The sequence below is a fragment of the Pantoea sp. ACRSB genome, assembly GCF_022346905.1.
GTDB lineage: Bacteria > Pseudomonadota > Gammaproteobacteria > Enterobacterales > Enterobacteriaceae > Pantoea > Pantoea piersonii.
The window spans coordinates 179,657-196,091 of the sequence record NZ_JAKRNL010000007.1 but is presented as its reverse complement, the minus strand read 5'-3'; the positions used below and the strand labels follow the sequence as shown (position 1 = coordinate 196,091).

The window sequence follows — 16,435 nt, the reverse complement described above, 5'->3', positions numbered from 1 at the left end:
ACAAGACGTTTAGCGTACATTGCACCCGGTCGTTTTATCAGCCAGGCGCGTTTAACACCTTTGTGTGAATTTAATTCAGCGTGATTGTCATAAAAGTGTAACAAATGTGTCAACTGTCACAGCCAGCATGCGCGAAAAACGCCACAATTGACGCGAAAAGGAACATGACGGCGCAACCTCTGGGCATATCCGCTCATTTCCAATTCTTATAACGACAATACCGCCTGGGAGGGCAGCTATGCTGAGTATCTTTAAACCCGCGCCTCATCGACCGCAGGTAGCGGACGATCAGGTTGATCCTTTATATCGCCGCCTGCGCTGGCAGATCTTCTTCGGGATCTTCTTTGGCTACGCCGCCTACTATCTGGTACGCAAAAACTTCGCGCTGGCGATGCCCTATCTGGTAGAGCAAGGCTTCTCGCGCGGCGATCTCGGCTTTGCGCTTTCCGGCATTTCAATTGCGTACGGCTTCTCGAAATTCATTATGGGTTCGGTCTCGGATCGCTCTAATCCGCGCGTCTTCTTGCCTGCCGGGCTGATCCTCGCCGCCGCGGTAATGCTGATAATGGGCTTCGTGCCCTGGGCGACCTCCAGCATTATGGTGATGTTCGCCCTGCTGTTTATTTGCGGCTGGTTCCAGGGTATGGGCTGGCCCCCCTGCGGACGCACGATGGTGCACTGGTGGTCGCAGAAAGAGCGCGGTGGCATCGTCTCGGTGTGGAACTGTGCCCATAACGTCGGCGGCGGCCTTCCGCCGCTGCTGTTCCTGGTTGGTATGGCCTGGTTCAGCGACTGGAAAGCGGCGCTCTATATGCCCGCTTTCGCCGCCATCGCCGTGGCGCTGATCGCCTTTGCGCTGATGCGCGACACGCCGCAGTCCTGCGGGTTGCCGCCGATTGAGGCGTACAAAAATGACTACCCGCCGGACTACAGCGCCACACATGAAGAGGAGCTGACGGCGAAGCAGATTTTCACCCAGTATGTGCTGCCCAATAAGCTGCTGTGGTATATCGCGCTGGCCAACGTCTTTGTCTATTTGCTGCGCTACGGCATTCTCGACTGGTCGCCGACCTATCTGAAAGAGGTGAAGCACTTCACGCTGGATAAGTCTTCCTGGGCCTACTTCTTTTACGAGTACGCCGGGATCCCCGGCACGCTGCTGTGCGGCTGGATGTCGGATAAAGTGTTCAAGGGGAACCGCGGCGCGACCGGCGTCTTCTTTATGACGCTGGTGACCATCGCCACGGTAGTTTACTGGTTTAATCCGGCGGGCAATCCTGGCGTGGATATGGCCTGTATGATCGTGATCGGCTTTTTGATTTACGGCCCGGTGATGCTGATCGGTCTGCATGCGCTGGAGCTGGCACCGAAAAAAGCGGCGGGCACCGCAGCAGGCTTTACTGGCCTGTTCGGCTATCTCGGCGGATCGGTCGCGGCCAGCGCCATTGTGGGCTATACCGTTGACTTTTTCGGCTGGAACGGCGGCTTTCTGGTGATGGTGGTGGGCTGCGTACTGGCGGTGATCCTGCTGCTGTTAACCATGATTAACGAACGCAAACACAAGCAGCAACTGGCGTCATAGCTAAAGGGGCCGGCATCGCGCCGGCCCTTTGCCGTCAGGATAAAAACAGCGTGCGCAGCGTATGCGGCACAGCGTCTTCCGCATTGCTGCCAATCACTTCCAGGCCAGGCAGCGTATCTTTCAGCCGCTGATGGGCGTTGCGCATAATGCAGCCTTTGCCCGCCATGCTCAGCATCTCTACGTCATTCATGCCGTCGCCGAAGGCGATACACCCTTTTAGCGAGTGCCCAAGCTGTTTCGCCACCGCTTCCAGCGCGTGCCCTTTCGACACACCGCCCGCCATCACCTCCAGGCAGGTAGGCAGCGAAAAGCTGACGTTGACGCGATCGCCCCAGCGCGCCTGCAGCGCCAGCTCAAGCGGAATGAGCGCGTCGGGATCGTCGCTGGTGAAAAAGACCTTGCTGATATTATCGCCGGGCAGCATGCCTGGCTCATAAACCTGATAAGTGAATACGGACTCGCGAAAATAGTCCTGTTCCGCCGGATGCGCGCGGCTCATAAACCACTCATCGTCGCGGTAGACGTGCGTCAGGATCGCGGGACTGGCGTAGTGCAGTTCGTAAAGCTCCAGCGCGATATCTTCGTCAAGATTGTGGCTGAAGACCAGTTCGCCCTCGGCATTGTGCACGCGCGCGCCGTTAGAGGTAATCATATAAGCGGGAATGCCCAGCTTGTCGCGCATCTGCCCCACGTCGATGTAATGACGTCCGGTAGCGAAAACAAAGTGGATATCGCGCGCCACCAGCTGTTGCAGAATATCGTGGGCGTAAGGCGTCAGGCGATGTTCAGGAGAGAGCAGCGTGCCATCCAGATCGGATGCGACGATTTGAAACATGAAAACCTCAGGTATTGTTTTAGGCCGTAGCCGGTAAGGTAGCGATTCGAATTACGGGTGCGCCTCGAAAAAATCGACCAGCGCGTTGAGCGCCTCAGCGCGCATGGCATCTTTTTCAAACAGGATTTCATGGCGCGCTTCTTTAATCAGGCGCGTCTCGCATCGATGACCCGCCTGCGCCATCGCCGCGCAGAAGAGATCCTGCGAACGGTTATCCACTACGCGGTCGTCGCCTGCCTGCAGCAGCAGGACCGGCGTAGTGATAGTGTTTGCCACGCTCAGGATATTGCGCCCGGCATGGATGCCTTCGCGCACCCAGTGATAGGTCGGGCCGCCCACGCGGATAGCGGGATCGTCAGCGTAAAAGCGCAGGCTGCGGCGGTAGCGCTCCGCGCTGTGCGTCAGGCGATTGATGCCGAACGGATGAGCGCGCCAGCGCCCAGTGCCGAGCGCATAGCCATCGCGGATCGCCGGTCGCTTTTCCGCCCAGTCAAGGATGCGGTTCGCCAGGAACGAGGGCATCGGCAGCGCGATGCCGAACATCGGCGCCACCAGCGTTACGGCGTGAAACGCCTGCGGCTGACGCGCCAGAAACAGCGCCAGGATCGCGCCGCCCATCGAATGCGCCAGCGCGTAACGGCGCTGGTAATGTCCGCCAACGATCTCTTTCAGGTAGAGAGTCTCTAAATCATCCACGTAGTGCGTGAACTCTACAACATGGCCGCGATGGGTATCCTGCAGCAGACGATCGGAACGTCCCTGCCCGCGATGATCGAGGATCACCACGTCAAAGCCGCAGTGAAACAGGTCATATGCGAGTTCAGGATATTTGACGTAGCTTTCAATACGTCCAGGTACGATAAGGATAACGCGCTTATGTTGCGGTGCAGTGAAACGCACATAGCGCAGCGTGACGTTTTCCACGCCGATAAATTCACGCTCTTCGCGGCGGTGCCAGAAGTCGAGCAGCGGACCGTGTGCGAAGGCAGCAAAGGCTTTTTCGCGATTGAGCCAGCTCGCTTTATGTCGTTCCATCCAACCCCCTGCAGATGCGCGATTAAAGAGTAACAGGCCGCGCATGCAGCCCGTAGCGCCGCGCTTGTTTCTGGCGTATTGTGTCACATTTCCGCCCAGACAGGGAGCGCAACCCATGACCACTGAATGGTGGCTGACCTACCTTCTTACCACCACTATCCTCAGCCTTTCGCCTGGCTCCGGCGCGATTAATACCATGAGCACCGGCATCAGCCACGGCTATCGCGGCGCGGCGGCCTCTATTAGCGGTCTGCAGCTTGGGCTGGCGATTCATATTGTGCTGGTGGGGATCGGTCTGGGGGCGCTCTTTTCGCAGTCGCTGCTGGCGTTCGAAATCCTTAAGTGGGCGGGCGCGGCCTATCTGGTGTGGCTCGGCATTCAGCAGTGGCGCTCTGCAGGCGCGATCGATCTGGATGCGGTAGCCAAAGCGATGCCGCGCCGCCGTCTGTTTAAGCGGGCGGTGCTGGTGAACCTCACCAACCCGAAAAGCATCGTGTTTCTCGCCGCGCTGTTTCCGCAGTTTATTCTGCCACACCAGCCGCAGGCGATGCAGTATCTGGTGCTCGGCGCGACCACCATTGTCGTCGATATTATCGTGATGATTGGCTATGCCACTTTAGCCACGCGCATTGCCGCCTGGATTAAGGGACCGAAGCAGATGAAGCTGCTTAACCGTATTTTCGGCGGATTATTTATGGCGGTCGGCGTGCTGTTAGCCAGCGCGAGAAAAATCGCATAAAGATGTAACGAGAGCACCAGTCAGATTGCGGGCGGACAGCGCGCAGTCACCGCAGCGTACAGTGAGTACGTGAGGATGACGAGCACTGCCCAACCGCAAGCTGGCAAGTAAGCCAGGCTCTAGCGTGAAAGGATAAGGTGAATGCCGAAACCGGCGAACAACACGCCCGCCACGCCATCAACCCATTTCGCCGCGCGCTGATACTTGTCGCGCATCCACGGCAGAGCGAAAATCGCTGCCACCAGCGTAAACCATGCAAAGGTTTCGCCGACGATCAGCAGAAACAAGCCCCAGCGCTCCAGCGAGCCGACGTCGTTGCCGACGAACAGCGAGAATACGCTGCCGAAGTAGATAATCGCTTTTGGATTGGAGAGGTTAGTAAGAAAGCCTTTCAGAAAGCTTCTGCCCTTTTTCGGCAACTCTACCACCGGGGCATCCTGCACCGGCTGTTTATGGCGCTGACGCGCCGAACTGAGCAGCTGCCAGCCCATCCACAGCAGATAGAGACCGCCGCCGATCATTATAATCTGATGCAGCCACGCCATTTTCTCCAGGATCAGGTGCAGACCCATCAGCGCGACGCCCGCCCAGATAACGATCCCCAGCGTAATGCCCAGTACGCCCATCATCGCCTCTTTGCGCGAGCGGCTGGCAGCGGTTTGCGAAACGAAAAAGAAGTCCGGGCCAGGGCTCATCAGCGCAACCAGATGCACCAGCGCGACCGTAGCAAATAACATCAGCATGGGTAGTATCCTTTACTCTTCATCAAGATGCTCTTTGATCATTACCAGGAAGGGTTTGCCAAAGCGCTCCAGTTTGCGGTGGCCGACGCCGTTGACGCTCAGCATCTCCGACGCCGTGACCGGCATCTGCTCTGCCATCTCAATCAGCGTGGCGTCGTTAAACACCACGTAGGGCGGAATGTTCTCCTCGTCGGCAATGGCTTTACGCAGCTTGCGCAACTTGGCGAACAGTTTACGATCGTAATTGCCGCCGTAAATTTTCGGCGAGCTGCTGCTCTTCGGCTTCGCCGCGTTCAGACGCGGCACCGCCAGCATCAGCGGCACTTCGCCGCGCAGCACCGGGCGCGCCGCTTCCGTCAGCTGCAGCGCGGAGTGCATGGCGATATTCTGCGTCACTAACCCAAGATGGATCAGCTGGCGCAGCACGCTGACCCAGTGTTCATGGCTCTGCTCGCGGCCGATACCGTACACCGGCAGCTTGTCATGGCCCTGCTCGCGGATGCGCTGGTTGTTAGCGCCGCGCAGCACTTCCACTATATAGCCCATGCCGAAACGCTGCCCGACGCGATAGATGCTGGAGAGCGCTTTCTGCGCCTCGACCAGACCATCGTAACGCTTTGGCGGATCCAGACAGATATCGCAGTTGTCACACGGCTGCTGGCGCCCTTCACCGAAATAGTTAAGCAACACCAGACGGCGGCAGGTTTGCGCTTCGGCGAACGCGCCCATAGCGTTGAGCTTATGGCGTTCAATATCCTGCAGCGGGCCTGGCGCTTTCTCTTCCAGGCATTTGCGCAGCCACGCCATATCCGCCGGATCGTAAAGCATCATTGCTTCGGCCGGCAGCCCGTCGCGTCCGGCGCGACCGGTTTCCTGATAGTAGGATTCGATATTGCGTGGAATATCGAAGTGCACCACGAAGCGCACGTTGGGCTTGTTGATGCCCATACCGAACGCGACCGTCGCCACCACGATCTGCAGATCGTCGCGCTGAAACGCCTCCTGCACGCGCGCGCGCTGCGCGCTGTCGATGCCCGCATGATAGGCACCAACGCTCAGCCCGCGGCTTTGCAGACGCGCGGCAGTGTCTTCCACTTTGGCGCGGCTGTTGCAGTAGATAATGCCGCTCTTGCCGCGCTGATCCTGAACGTAGCGCAGCAGCTGCTCAGTGGGCTTGAACTTTTCAACCAGCGTGTAGCGAATATTGGGACGATCGAAACTGCTGATCTGAATCAGCGGGTCCTGCATATGCAGCAGGTGCACAATGTCGTTGCGCGTGGTTTCGTCGGCGGTGGCGGTCAGCGCCATGACCGGCAGCTGCGGGAAACGCTGGCGCAGCTGGCCCAGCGCGCCATATTCGGGACGGAAATCGTGACCCCACTGCGAAATACAGTGCGCCTCGTCGACCGCCAGCATCGCAGGCTGCCAGTGCGCCAGGCTCTCAAGGAAGTTGTCCATCATCAGACGCTCAGGCGCGATATAGAGCAGCTTGACGCGGCCGGTGCGGCAATCCGCCATTACCTGCTGTTGCTGCTCGCGCGTCATGGTGGAGTTGAGGCACGCCGCCGCCACACCGTTCGCCAGCAGCTGATCCACCTGATCTTTCATCAGCGAGATCAGCGGCGACACCACCAGCGTCAGCCCGTCTTGCACCAGCGCGGGGATCTGATAGCAGAGCGATTTACCGCCGCCGGTGGGCATAACGACCAGACAATCCCGACCGCTCAGCGCCGCATTGATAATGGTTTGCTGACCGGGACGAAAATGCTGATAGCCGAAGGTATCCTGCAATACCTGCTGCGCCAGCGACTCCTGATTATGTACTACCGAGATTGCCACTGTATTCCTGTTGTTTTCCGGAGAGTCAGAACAGATCGTTTAGCATGACGCCGACGCCGACACGCGTCTGGCGATGGTTGTAGTCGATAAGCGACTCGCCATAACCGCTAAACACCTGGGTATAGAAACGAACGTGTTCGCTGATCGGATAGCTCCAGCCCAGCGTCGCGCCGCCAAAACCGGTGTTCCAGTTGTAGTTGCCTTCCACGCTGAAGATATTGTCGCCGGCGATATAGCCCAGTTTAAGACGGTAGTAGCCCATATATTTAGTAATATCCGGGTTATCGTCTTCACTGTCCGGTATGCGATACCAGGGTTTTACTTCGGCGAGGAAGTTACCGTTCTGCGCCATCAGGCGCGCGTAGACGCGGTTCCAGCTGCGCGAAGTTGGATCGCTGCGGCCGTTGGACTGGTGATTGAAGCCCATTTCAACATCGCGCAGCGTCCAGCCGGCGAAGTCATAATCCGTAGCCCAGCCGAGGAAAATCTGCGGCTCGTAGTTGGTTTCGCGAAACGGCGACGATTCGCCGCGGTTCGACAGCTGCCACCAGGAGCGCTGCGTATAGGAAGCCGCCAGTACGGAGTTATCCCCCAGAATACCGCGCCACAGCGGAAACGCCAGACTGAGCTGAAATTTCACTTCATCTTTACGCGCATTATCTGCCCAGTTATATGAGGAGATCGCCTCTTTATTCAAGTCGCTGGTGTAGGTGTAGAGCAGATAGTTGCTCTCATACGGGTAGAGCACAAACGGATTGTCGTGCTTCTCCAGCAGGTTGGCGATAATGCTGCCGCGCACCTGAGGGGTGTCGTGGACATCTTTAACGGTGGCTTCCTCAGCCAGCGCCAGCGCAGGAAATAACAGGGCGGCTGCTAACAAGGCGCGATGCTTGCGCATAACTTTCTCCGATGAAGGCTGCGTGTCAAATGAATGGGGAGTCATAAAAAGGAGGCCATTCTACACGCAAAATGCGGTGAAGATGAGCGCTGATTTCTGAAACTGGAAACCCCTTCGCGCGCAGCTTAGAATACACAACTCGTTAACATTTCGCGCCCTTAACGGCGTGTTCGCAGGAATATCGTCATGTCATCAGTGCTGTTGTCTCAGCATGAAGCCCGCCGGATGGTGGGCGAAATCTTTGTTTATCATATGCCCTTCAACCAGGCGCTCGGCCTGGAGCTGGATCGGCTGGAGAGCGACTACGCTGAAATCAGCTTCGCCAGTAAAACCATGCTCATCGGCAATGCGGCGCAGCAGATCCTTCACGGCGGCGTTATCGCCTCGGTGCTGGATGTCGCCGCCGGTATGGTCTGCGTCAGCAACGCCCTGACGCGCGCGGAAACCATTAGCGAAGAGGAGCTGCGTCAACGCCTTTCGCGCATGGGCACCATCGATATGCGCGTTGACTATCTGCGCCCTGGCCGCGGCGAACGCTTTACCGCCACCAGCAGCCTGCTGCGCGCCGGAAATAAGGTAGCGGTGGCGCGCGTCGAGTTGCATAACCAGCAGGGCGACTATATTGCCACGGCGACGGCGACCTATTTGATTGGTTAATCGCGGACGCCATGCGAGAATCGACTTTTTGCGGACGCTTTCTATCTATGGATACGCAACAAACTCGCCAGGGCATAGGCTTCGCGCTCGGCGCCTACTTTATCTGGGGCATCGCTCCGGCCTACTTCAAGCTGGTCAAAACCGTTCCGCCGACAGAGATCATGACGCACCGTGTGATCTGGTCAGCACTCTTTATGCTGGTGTTGATTAGCCTGAGCCGCAGCTGGGGCCAGGTGCGCAGCGTGCTGGCGCAGCCGAAGAAGGTGCTGCTGCTGGCGCTGACCGCCGTAACCATCGGCGGCAACTGGCTGCTGTTTATCTGGGCGGTGAATAACCAGCATATGCTGGAAGCGAGCCTCGGCTACTTTATTAACCCGCTAATTAACGTGGTGCTCGGCATGCTGTTCCTGCGCGAGCGCTTCCGGCGATTGCAGTGGCTGGCGGTAGCGCTGGCGACCATCGGCGTGCTGGTGCAGCTGTGGAAGTTCGGCTCGGTGCCGCTGATCGCGCTGGGCCTGGCGCTGAGCTTCGCCTTTTATGGACTGGTGCGCAAAAAAATTCAGGTCGATGCGCAGAGCGGCATGCTGATTGAAACGCTGTGGCTGTTTCCGCTGGCGGCGATCTATCTGTTCGGCGTCGCCGATACGCCAACCAGCCACCTGAGCGCCAATCCGCTGAGTCTGAACCTTAAGCTGGTCGCGGCAGGCATCGTGACGACGATTCCGCTGATGCTGTTTGCCGCCGCCTGTACGCGACTGCGTCTTTCCACCGTCGGCTTTTTCCAGTACCTCGGCCCGACGCTGATGTTCCTGCTGGCGGTGCTGTTTTACGGCGAGACCATTACGCCCGACAAGATGGTGACGTTTGGCTTTATCTGGCTGGCGCTGGCGGTGTTTATTTTCGATGCGGTGGTGGCGACGCTGCGTAGCCGACGCGCGATAAAGCAGCGGGTTATTTAATCCAACCGCGCGTAAAAATGTCAAAACGCGAATGACACAGGCCCAAAAGCAAAGCGTCCCGCGCCAGGGAGGGCGCGGGACGCTTTGGCAGGAATGCCGTTTTTTGCGTCTTGGCGAGCGGTTCTTGCTGTTCGCGTAAGCTCCGGATTCTCCGTCCGCTGATGAACGATTACAGCCAGTTCTTGCGCTTAAAGTAGAGATAAGGCGCCAGACCGGCGAGGATCATCAGGCCAATCGCCGCGGGATAACCAAAGCTCCACTTCAGCTCCGGCATAAATTCAAAGTTCATGCCGTAGCTGGAGGCCACCAGCGTCGGCGGCAGGAAGACAACCGACACCACCGAGAAGATCTTGATAATGCGGTTCTGCTCGATGTTGATAAAACCCATCGCCGCCTGCATCAGGAAGTTGACCTTCTGGAACAGCGATTCGTTATGCGGCAGCAGCGACTCGATATCGCGCAGGATCTCGCGCGCCTGCTCCAGCTGGTTGTTCGGCAGACGCGCCTTGCGCACCAGGAAATTAAGCGCGCGCTGGGTATCCATCAGACACAGCCGCACCTTCCAGCCGATATCTTCCAGCTCGGCGAGACGCGACAGCGCCTGGTCATACTCTTCGCCCTGCTGCCCTTCCATAATCACGCGGCTGAGCTTCTCCAGCGCGCTATAGATGTTCTCGATCTCATCCGCCAGCTGTTCGATTTTAGTCTCAAACAGATCCAGCAGCAGTTCGAAGGCGTTGCCGTCGATCAGCGTCTGATTGCGGGCGCGCATACGGTAAAGGCGAAACGCAGGCAGCTCGCGCTCGCGCAGCGTATAGAGGCGCCCTTCACGAATGGTGAACGCCACGGTGGAGTTGCCGGCGTGGTCTTCCGCATCTTCATAAAAGAAGAAAGAGTGGATATGCAGCCCGTCTTCATCTTCGAAGAAACGCGCCGAGGCTTCAATATCCTCCAGCTCCGGACGCGTAGCCAGGCTCTGGCCCAGCTCGCTCTGCACGCGGTCGCGCTCGCCCTCTTCCGGCTCGATCAGATCGACCCAGACCGAGGTGGTCAGTTTGTCGTTTTCGTCTTCCAGCTCCAGACGCGTCAGGCGGCTGCGATCCAGTTTAAATGCGCTCAGCATAGCAATACTCCCCATTGCAGACTTAATGGGACAAGGCCGCTGGCCAGTCGGCCACGGCAAACGCCTGAACACGGAAACGCTCGTTCAAAAGGTGAATCAGTGCTGACTCATGCGACGGGATAAAAAAGGGAGGTCGCTGATAACCGCTAAGGCTACCAGCAAAAAGAGGTAGCCTTAGATGTTATTCCTGGTAACCAGGTGACTGAGCCAGCATCGACTGGGCGTGTCCAAGGCATTGTCCTCTCTTGATAATAGTGCGCGCATGTTACGCTGAGACGAAAAAGTCGTCAACCGGTGACTAAGCAGTTTCCAGCTTCGCATAGGCGGCCACCAGCCACTTGATACCCTGGCCCTGAAACGCCACCTGAACGCGGCTGTGCTCGCCGCTGCCTTCCAGATTGATAATGGTGCCTTCGCCGAATTTCGCATGCTTCACGCGCTGTCCCAGCGAAAAGCCGCTGTCGCTTTTCGAGACCGGCGTGCCCATACGCTGATGGTTGACGGGGCGGCTAACGCTGGCGCGCAGGCGTACCTCTTCAATGCACTCTTCCGGCAGCTCGCCGATAAAGCGCGACGGCCGGTGATAGACCTCTTTGCCGTAGAGGCGTCGCGTCTCGGCATAGGTCAGCGTCAGCTTCAGCATGGCGCGCGTCACGCCAACATAGGCAAGGCGACGCTCCTCTTCCAGACGCCCGCCCTCATCCAGCGACATCTGGCTTGGGAACATCCCCTCTTCCATACCGACGATAAAGACCTGGCTAAACTCCAGCCCCTTGGCCGAGTGCAGCGTCATCAGCTGCACCGCGTCCTGCCACTTATCGGCCTGGCCTTCGCCCGCCTCCAGCGCGGCGTGCGACAGAAACGCCTGCAGCGGCATCAGATCTTCGTCTTCATCCTGGTAGCTGAACTGGCGCGTCGCCGTCACCAGTTCCTCAAGGTTTTCAATACGCGCCTGGCCCTTTTCGCCTTTCTCCTGCTCATACATAACCCACAAGCCGGAATCTTTAATCACGCGGTCGGTTTGCACATGCAGCGGCATTTCGGCGGTTTCGCTCGCCAGCGAATCGACCAGCTCGCAGAAGCGCTGCAGTGCCGAGGCCGCACGCCCCGCCAGCGCTTTGGTTTGCAGCAGTTCGCGCGTCGCCTGCCACAGCGTCATCTGCCGTTCGCGCGCGGTCTGGCGCACCACGTCAAGCGTGCGATCGCCCACGCCGCGCGTCGGCGTATTGACCACACGCTCGAAGGCCGCATCGTCGTTGCGGTTGGCGATCAGGCGCAGATAGGCGAGCGCGTCTTTAATCTCCTGACGCTCGAAGAAGCGCATGCCGCCATAAATGCGGTACGGCATGCTGCTCTGCAGCAGCGCCTCTTCCAGCACGCGCGACTGGGCGTTGCTGCGGTAGAGAATGGCGCAGTCCTGCAGGGCGTTGCCGTTCTCCTGCCAGGTTTTGATACGGTTGACCACAAAGCGCGCTTCGTCCAGCTCGTTAAAGGCGCAGTAGATCGAAATAGGATCGCCGTCAGTGCCGTCGGTCCACAGCTCTTTGCCGAGACGGCCATTGTTATTGGCAATCAGGGCGTTAGCTGACTTCAGGATATTATTGGTAGAGCGATAGTTCTGCTCAAGGCGAATGGTTTCCGCCGCCGGGAAATCCTGCAGGAAACGCTGAATGTTCTCGACCTGTGCGCCACGCCAGCCATAAATCGACTGATCGTCGTCGCCGACGATAATCACGCGGCCGCTGTCGCCCGCCAGCATGCGGATCCAGGCGTACTGAATGTTGTTGGTGTCCTGAAACTCATCCACCAGAATATTGCTGAAGCGTTCCCGATAGTGATTGAGAATATGCGGCTTATGCAGCCATAGCTCATGGGCGCGCAGCAGCAGCTCGGCGAAATCGACCAGCCCGGCGCGATCGCAGGCTTCCTGATAGGCCTGATAGATGCGTAGCCAGGTCTGCTCTACCGGATTGCCATAGCTTTCAATATGCTTCGGGCGCAGCCCTTCATCTTTTTTGCCGTTGATGTACCACATGCCCTGACGCGCGGGCCACTGCTTCTCATCCAGATTCATCGCCTTAATCAGGCGTTTCAGCAGGCGCAGCTGATCTTCACTGTCGAGGATCTGAAAATCCTGCGGCAAGCCAGCGTCGAGATGGTGGGCGCGCAGCAGACGATGCGCCAGGCCGTGGAAGGTGCCGATCCACATGCCGCCCTGGCTGGTGCCGATCAGCTGCTCAATACGGTGGCGCATCTCCGCCGCCGCTTTGTTGGTAAAGGTCACCGCCATAATGGAATAAGGCGAGCAGTTCTCCACCGACAGCAGCCAGGCGATGCGGTGCACCAGGACGCGTGTTTTTCCGCTGCCCGCGCCTGCCAGCACCAGCAGGTTGCCGCGCGGCGCCGCCACGGCTTCGCGCTGTTTGTCATTCAAACCGTTGAGCAGATCAGAAACGTCCATAAGCACCGTTCACTAAAGAAAACAAAAAGCGAACCCTGAATCATTCGGCTTGCAGCAAGGCGCATGACTCAGGGTACGACTGGATAAATCTACAGCCATTATAACAGTGAGGTCAGGGATGCCAATCGCGAAATTTCCACATGCGGCACCAGGCGCGCATCGGCAATGTGCATCAGGTTGCCGCCGCGCAGATTGATCCAGCACGCCTGCATACCGCAGCGCAACGCGCCAGCCACATCGGTGGTCAGATCGTCGCCCACGTGCAGGATCGCTTCCGGCGCGAGGCCGAGACGCTGCGCGGCGAGATGGTACATATCCTGATAAGGCTTCGCGCGGCCGTCCGGCCCGGCGCGCAGCGTGAACTGAAAATAGTCGGCGATACCGAGCTGTTCCGGACGCGCGTTGCCGTTGGTGATCGCCACCAGCGGGACTTTTTCGCCGAGCGCTTTCAGCGTCTGATGCGTCTCTTCCGGCATCTCTACCTGACTGCGCCAGTGATGGAATACGTTCATGATCTCTTCAGCGCCGGTCGTCGCCTCCTGCGCCGAAAGACCGACGTTCAGCAGCGCCAGCTCGACCGAGCGTCGACGCCACTCTGAGACGTCGTGGTAAATATCCGGCTCGCGCGCCAGCAATTCGTCGCGCAGCTTCTGATAGTCCTGCGGCGTAAATTCGCGCAGCGACGGATGCCAGGCCTGCAGCGCCGCGTGCGCTTCAGCGGTGGTTTTGCGGATCACCGGATAGTTGTCGTAGAGCGTATCGTCGAGATCGAAAGTGATAGCCTTAATGGCGCGTAACGGACGGTAAAACTTCATTCGTTCTTTCCTCGTTTGGCGCGGGGATGCGCAGCATCATACACCGTCGCCAGATGCTGGAAATCGAGATGGGTATAGATCTGTGTCGTTGAGAGGTTGGCGTGGCCCAGCAACTCCTGCACTGCGCGCAGATCGCCGCTCGACTCCAGCAGATGGGTGGCGAACGAGTGACGCAGCTTGTGCGGATGGATGTGGCTGGCGACGCCCTGTTTAACGCCCCATTCGGCGAAGCGCTTCTGCACGTTACGCGCCGAAATCCGGCGTCCGCGGCTGGAGAGGAACAGCGCGTCATCCTCGCCGCCGAAGCTGGCGCGCAGCGGCAGCCAGCGCTCCAGCCAGGCAACGGCGGTGCGGCCGATCGGCACGCGACGCTCCTTGCTGCCTTTTCCTACGACCCAGACTTCGCCCGCCTCAAGATCGACGTGCCGGCAGTCCATATTAACCAGCTCCGACAAACGCAGCCCGCCGCCGTACATCACCTCCAGCATCGCGCGGTCGCGCACCGCCAGCGGATCGTTAAGGTCGATCTCCAGCAGCTGATTGACCTCATCGACGTCGATATTCTTCGGCAGGTGACGCGCGTTGCGTGGCGTGGTGACGCCTTTAGCGGGATTGGCGGAGAGCCGGCCCTGGCTGACCTGCCAGTCGAGAAAACTGCGCAACGCCGAAAGCCGCAGCGCGAGGCTGCTGGCGCCTAAACCGGCGCGGCGACTGCGTGATGCCATGCTGCGCACCTGCGCAGGCTCCAGCTTCGCCCAGTCGTCCAGCTTCATCTCTTCGGCCATCTTCGTCAGCGCCGCCAGCTGGCGCGCGTAGTTCTCCTGCGTCAGCGGGCTGAGCTGGCGCTCAACCTTGAGGTAGCGCAGGAATTCATCGACGACGGCCAGGAGCGCGCTCATGCGCGTTCTACCCAGCGCGACAGCAGTTCCGGCATCATCTGCGCCAGATGCTGCAACAGCAGCGTGCCCATACCAGCCTGATAGTGCTGGCTGTCGCGGCTGCTGAAAATCAGTACGCCCAGTTCGCCGCGCTCGCCCATAAGCGACATCGCCACCGAACCGATCGCCTTGGCCTGCGGCAGCAAGAGCAGCAGTTCGGGGCCGTTCAGGCTGCCGAGAAAATGGTGCTGCTGACCGAAACGCTGGATGCGCAGCGGTTCAAACGCCTGACGCGACAGGCTGAGCTGCACGAACTCAGAGGGTGCGCCCAGCCGCCACTGGTCGGCAAAGAGGCGCAGATTAGCGCCGGCCAGACCCAGCTCGCGCGCCCAGCGTTGCAGGCGATTAAGCATCTCCTGCAGCGAATCGGCCGCCGCCAGATGTCCCTGCAGCGCCAGTAGCCGATCGAACAGCTCATGGTTGGCGCTGGCCTGCTCCATCAGCAGCGTGATCTCTTCCTCCAGCCGCTGAATATGGTTGCGCTGGCGCGCCATATGCCACTCCACCAGCGATACGCTGCCGCGTACCGGATGCGGCACCGCCATCTGTTCGACCTGGCGGGCGTTGCGGATAAAGAAGTCAGGATTTTGCTGCAGATAATCGTTAACGGCCTGATCGTCCAGCAGGAGAGTATTATCAGCCTGCTCTTCGATATTTTTCATAAATGAATAAACCCATCGTATACGTGTGTGGCGGGTCCGGTCATAAACAGCGGCTGACCGGCTCCTTTCCAGGCGATATGCAGCATGCCGCCGGGCAAATCGACGCGCACCTTCGGCGACAGAATGCCCTGCTGAATGCCGCAGGCTACCGCGGCGCAAGCGCCGCTACCGCACGCCTGGGTTTCGCCCGCGCCGCGCTCGTAGACGCGCAGGCGAATATGCTCCGACGACACCACTTCCATAAAGCCGACGTTGACGCGTTCGGGAAAGCGCTCGTGGCTTTCCAGCGCCGGGCCAAGCGTTTCGACCGCGGCGGTCTGCACGCTGTCGACCTGGATCACGCAGTGCGGATTGCCCATGGATACCGCGCCGAACATCACCGTCTGTTCGGCAACGCGCAGCAGATAGAGATTTTCCGCCTTATTGGCGCGGAACGGCACCTGCTGCGGCTCGAAGTTAGGCTCGCCCATATTGACGCGCACCAGTTCGTCCGGCGTCACGCTCAATACCATGCGGCCGGTCTGGGTGCTGACGCGGATCTCGCTTTTGTTGGTCAGGCCTTTCAGCCGCACAAAGCGGGCAAAGCAGCGCGCGCCGTTGCCGCACTGCGCCACTTCGCTGCCGTCGGCGTTGAAAATGCGGTAGTGGAAGTCGAGATCGGGATCGTAAGGCGGCTCGACGATCAGTAGCTGATCGAAACCGATCCCCAGATGGCGATCCGCCAGCCGGCGAATCAGCTCCGGCGAGAAAAAGACGTTTTGCGTCACGGCATCCACAACCATGAAATCGTTGCCGAGTCCGTGCATTTTGGAGAACTGCATTTTTTGCTCCGCCGGGTGCGCCATTACAATTATTCTGCTGTCATGCTGGCGTTGCCGCCGCTCACCAGTCCACGCGTATCCGCCTGCGCCGCTCGCTGTTGCTGCTGCTTTTTCTGCTGCTCAGCTTGCTGTGGGGTTTGCGTTTTCGGCTGGTTAGCGGGCGGGAAGTAAAGCGGTCCTTTTAGTCCACAGCCTGCCAGGCTCGTCAGCGCCAGCGCCATTGCCAACAGGCTTTTTACTCTCTTCATCTCTTCTGCTCTTTTGTCCTTAACCTGGTTGCTTATCATCGCAGTTGAAGATGGAAAAGCAACAGGAAATCCCCGCAATT

16 protein-coding genes are annotated in these 16,435 nt (G+C 58.9%); 4 read left to right on the top strand and 12 right to left on the bottom strand.

Going from position 1 to position 16,435, the window contains the following annotated elements; translation table 11 throughout:
• The first annotated feature begins 238 nt into the window (after positions 1 to 238).
• Positions 239 to 1,582: a glycerol-3-phosphate transporter gene (gene glpT, locus MHZ89_RS19065; RefSeq protein ID WP_311784271.1), complete on the top strand. Its 1,344-nt coding sequence runs from the start codon at positions 239 to 241 to the stop codon at positions 1,580 to 1,582.
• A 34-nt stretch (positions 1,583 to 1,616) separates the two neighbouring features.
• On the opposite strand, the gene yigL is transcribed toward glpT, so the two are convergent.
• Entirely contained in the window at positions 1,617 to 2,417 is an 801-nt protein-coding gene (yigL, locus tag MHZ89_RS19060; RefSeq protein WP_311784270.1) for a sugar/pyridoxal phosphate phosphatase YigL, read from the bottom strand.
• A gap of 51 nt (positions 2,418 to 2,468) precedes the next feature.
• Positions 2,469 to 3,452: a lysophospholipase L2 gene (gene pldB, locus MHZ89_RS19055; protein WP_120457909.1), complete on the bottom strand. Its 984-nt coding sequence runs from the start codon at positions 3,450 to 3,452 to the stop codon at positions 2,469 to 2,471.
• A 115-nt stretch (positions 3,453 to 3,567) separates the two neighbouring features.
• Between pldB and rhtB the strand changes: the two genes are divergently transcribed.
• Positions 3,568 to 4,191, top strand: a complete 624-nt coding sequence (gene rhtB, locus MHZ89_RS19050) for a homoserine/homoserine lactone efflux protein (RefSeq protein ID WP_120457911.1) — start codon at positions 3,568 to 3,570, stop codon at positions 4,189 to 4,191.
• A 119-nt stretch (positions 4,192 to 4,310) separates the two neighbouring features.
• Here the strand turns inward: rhtB and rhtC are convergent, their stop codons facing one another.
• Genes rhtC through pldA form a run of 3 tightly spaced genes read right to left on the bottom strand, consistent with a single transcriptional unit; the run spans position 4,311 to position 7,671 of the window.
• Positions 4,311 to 4,934, bottom strand: a complete 624-nt coding sequence (rhtC, locus tag MHZ89_RS19045) for a threonine export protein RhtC (RefSeq protein ID WP_311784269.1) — start codon at positions 4,932 to 4,934, stop codon at positions 4,311 to 4,313.
• A 12-nt stretch (positions 4,935 to 4,946) separates the two neighbouring features.
• Positions 4,947 to 6,773 (bottom strand): ATP-dependent DNA helicase RecQ, encoded by a 1,827-nt coding sequence (recQ, locus tag MHZ89_RS19040; protein ID WP_120457917.1) that lies wholly within the window; start codon positions 6,771 to 6,773, stop codon positions 4,947 to 4,949.
• 25 nt (positions 6,774 to 6,798) lie between these two features.
• Positions 6,799 to 7,671 (bottom strand): phospholipase A, encoded by an 873-nt coding sequence (pldA, locus tag MHZ89_RS19035; protein ID WP_120457919.1) that lies wholly within the window; start codon positions 7,669 to 7,671, stop codon positions 6,799 to 6,801.
• A gap of 186 nt (positions 7,672 to 7,857) precedes the next feature.
• Between pldA and MHZ89_RS19030 the strand changes: the two genes are divergently transcribed.
• Both MHZ89_RS19030 and rarD read left to right on the top strand, forming a co-directional pair.
• Positions 7,858 to 8,328, top strand: coding sequence for a thioesterase family protein (locus MHZ89_RS19030; protein WP_120457922.1), 471 nt, complete (start codon positions 7,858 to 7,860; stop codon positions 8,326 to 8,328).
• Positions 8,329 to 8,375: 47 nt separating this feature from the next.
• A complete protein-coding gene (gene rarD, locus MHZ89_RS19025; protein WP_311784268.1) occupies positions 8,376 to 9,287 on the top strand; it encodes an EamA family transporter RarD in 912 nt (303 codons plus the stop codon).
• Between the two features lie 169 nt (positions 9,288 to 9,456).
• Here the strand turns inward: rarD and corA are convergent, their stop codons facing one another.
• From corA to lptM, 7 genes are all read right to left on the bottom strand, one after another.
• Positions 9,457 to 10,410, bottom strand: coding sequence for a magnesium/cobalt transporter CorA (gene corA, locus MHZ89_RS19020; RefSeq protein ID WP_033754593.1), 954 nt, complete (start codon positions 10,408 to 10,410; stop codon positions 9,457 to 9,459).
• Positions 10,411 to 10,708: 298 nt separating this feature from the next.
• Positions 10,709 to 12,871 (bottom strand): DNA helicase II, encoded by a 2,163-nt coding sequence (uvrD, locus tag MHZ89_RS19015; protein ID WP_311784267.1) that lies wholly within the window; start codon positions 12,869 to 12,871, stop codon positions 10,709 to 10,711.
• Between the two features lie 98 nt (positions 12,872 to 12,969).
• Positions 12,970 to 13,686: a 5-amino-6-(5-phospho-D-ribitylamino)uracil phosphatase YigB gene (yigB, locus tag MHZ89_RS19010; protein ID WP_311784266.1), complete on the bottom strand. Its 717-nt coding sequence runs from the start codon at positions 13,684 to 13,686 to the stop codon at positions 12,970 to 12,972.
• Positions 13,683 to 14,585 (bottom strand): tyrosine recombinase XerC, encoded by a 903-nt coding sequence (gene xerC / locus MHZ89_RS19005; RefSeq protein WP_311784265.1) that lies wholly within the window; start codon positions 14,583 to 14,585, stop codon positions 13,683 to 13,685. Before xerC ends, yigB begins: the two co-directional genes overlap by 4 nt.
• On the bottom strand, positions 14,582 to 15,286 hold the full coding sequence (locus tag MHZ89_RS19000; RefSeq protein ID WP_126690476.1) for a DUF484 domain-containing protein: 705 nt from the start codon (positions 15,284 to 15,286) through the stop codon (positions 14,582 to 14,584). The genes xerC and MHZ89_RS19000 overlap by 4 nt, the downstream gene beginning before the upstream one ends.
• Entirely contained in the window at positions 15,283 to 16,107 is an 825-nt protein-coding gene (gene dapF / locus MHZ89_RS18995; protein WP_311784264.1) for a diaminopimelate epimerase, read from the bottom strand. Before dapF ends, MHZ89_RS19000 begins: the two co-directional genes overlap by 4 nt.
• Positions 16,108 to 16,136: 29 nt before the next feature.
• On the bottom strand, positions 16,137 to 16,355 hold the full coding sequence (lptM, locus tag MHZ89_RS18990; RefSeq protein ID WP_311784263.1) for an LPS translocon maturation chaperone LptM: 219 nt from the start codon (positions 16,353 to 16,355) through the stop codon (positions 16,137 to 16,139).
• Positions 16,356 to 16,435 lie beyond the last annotated feature (80 nt).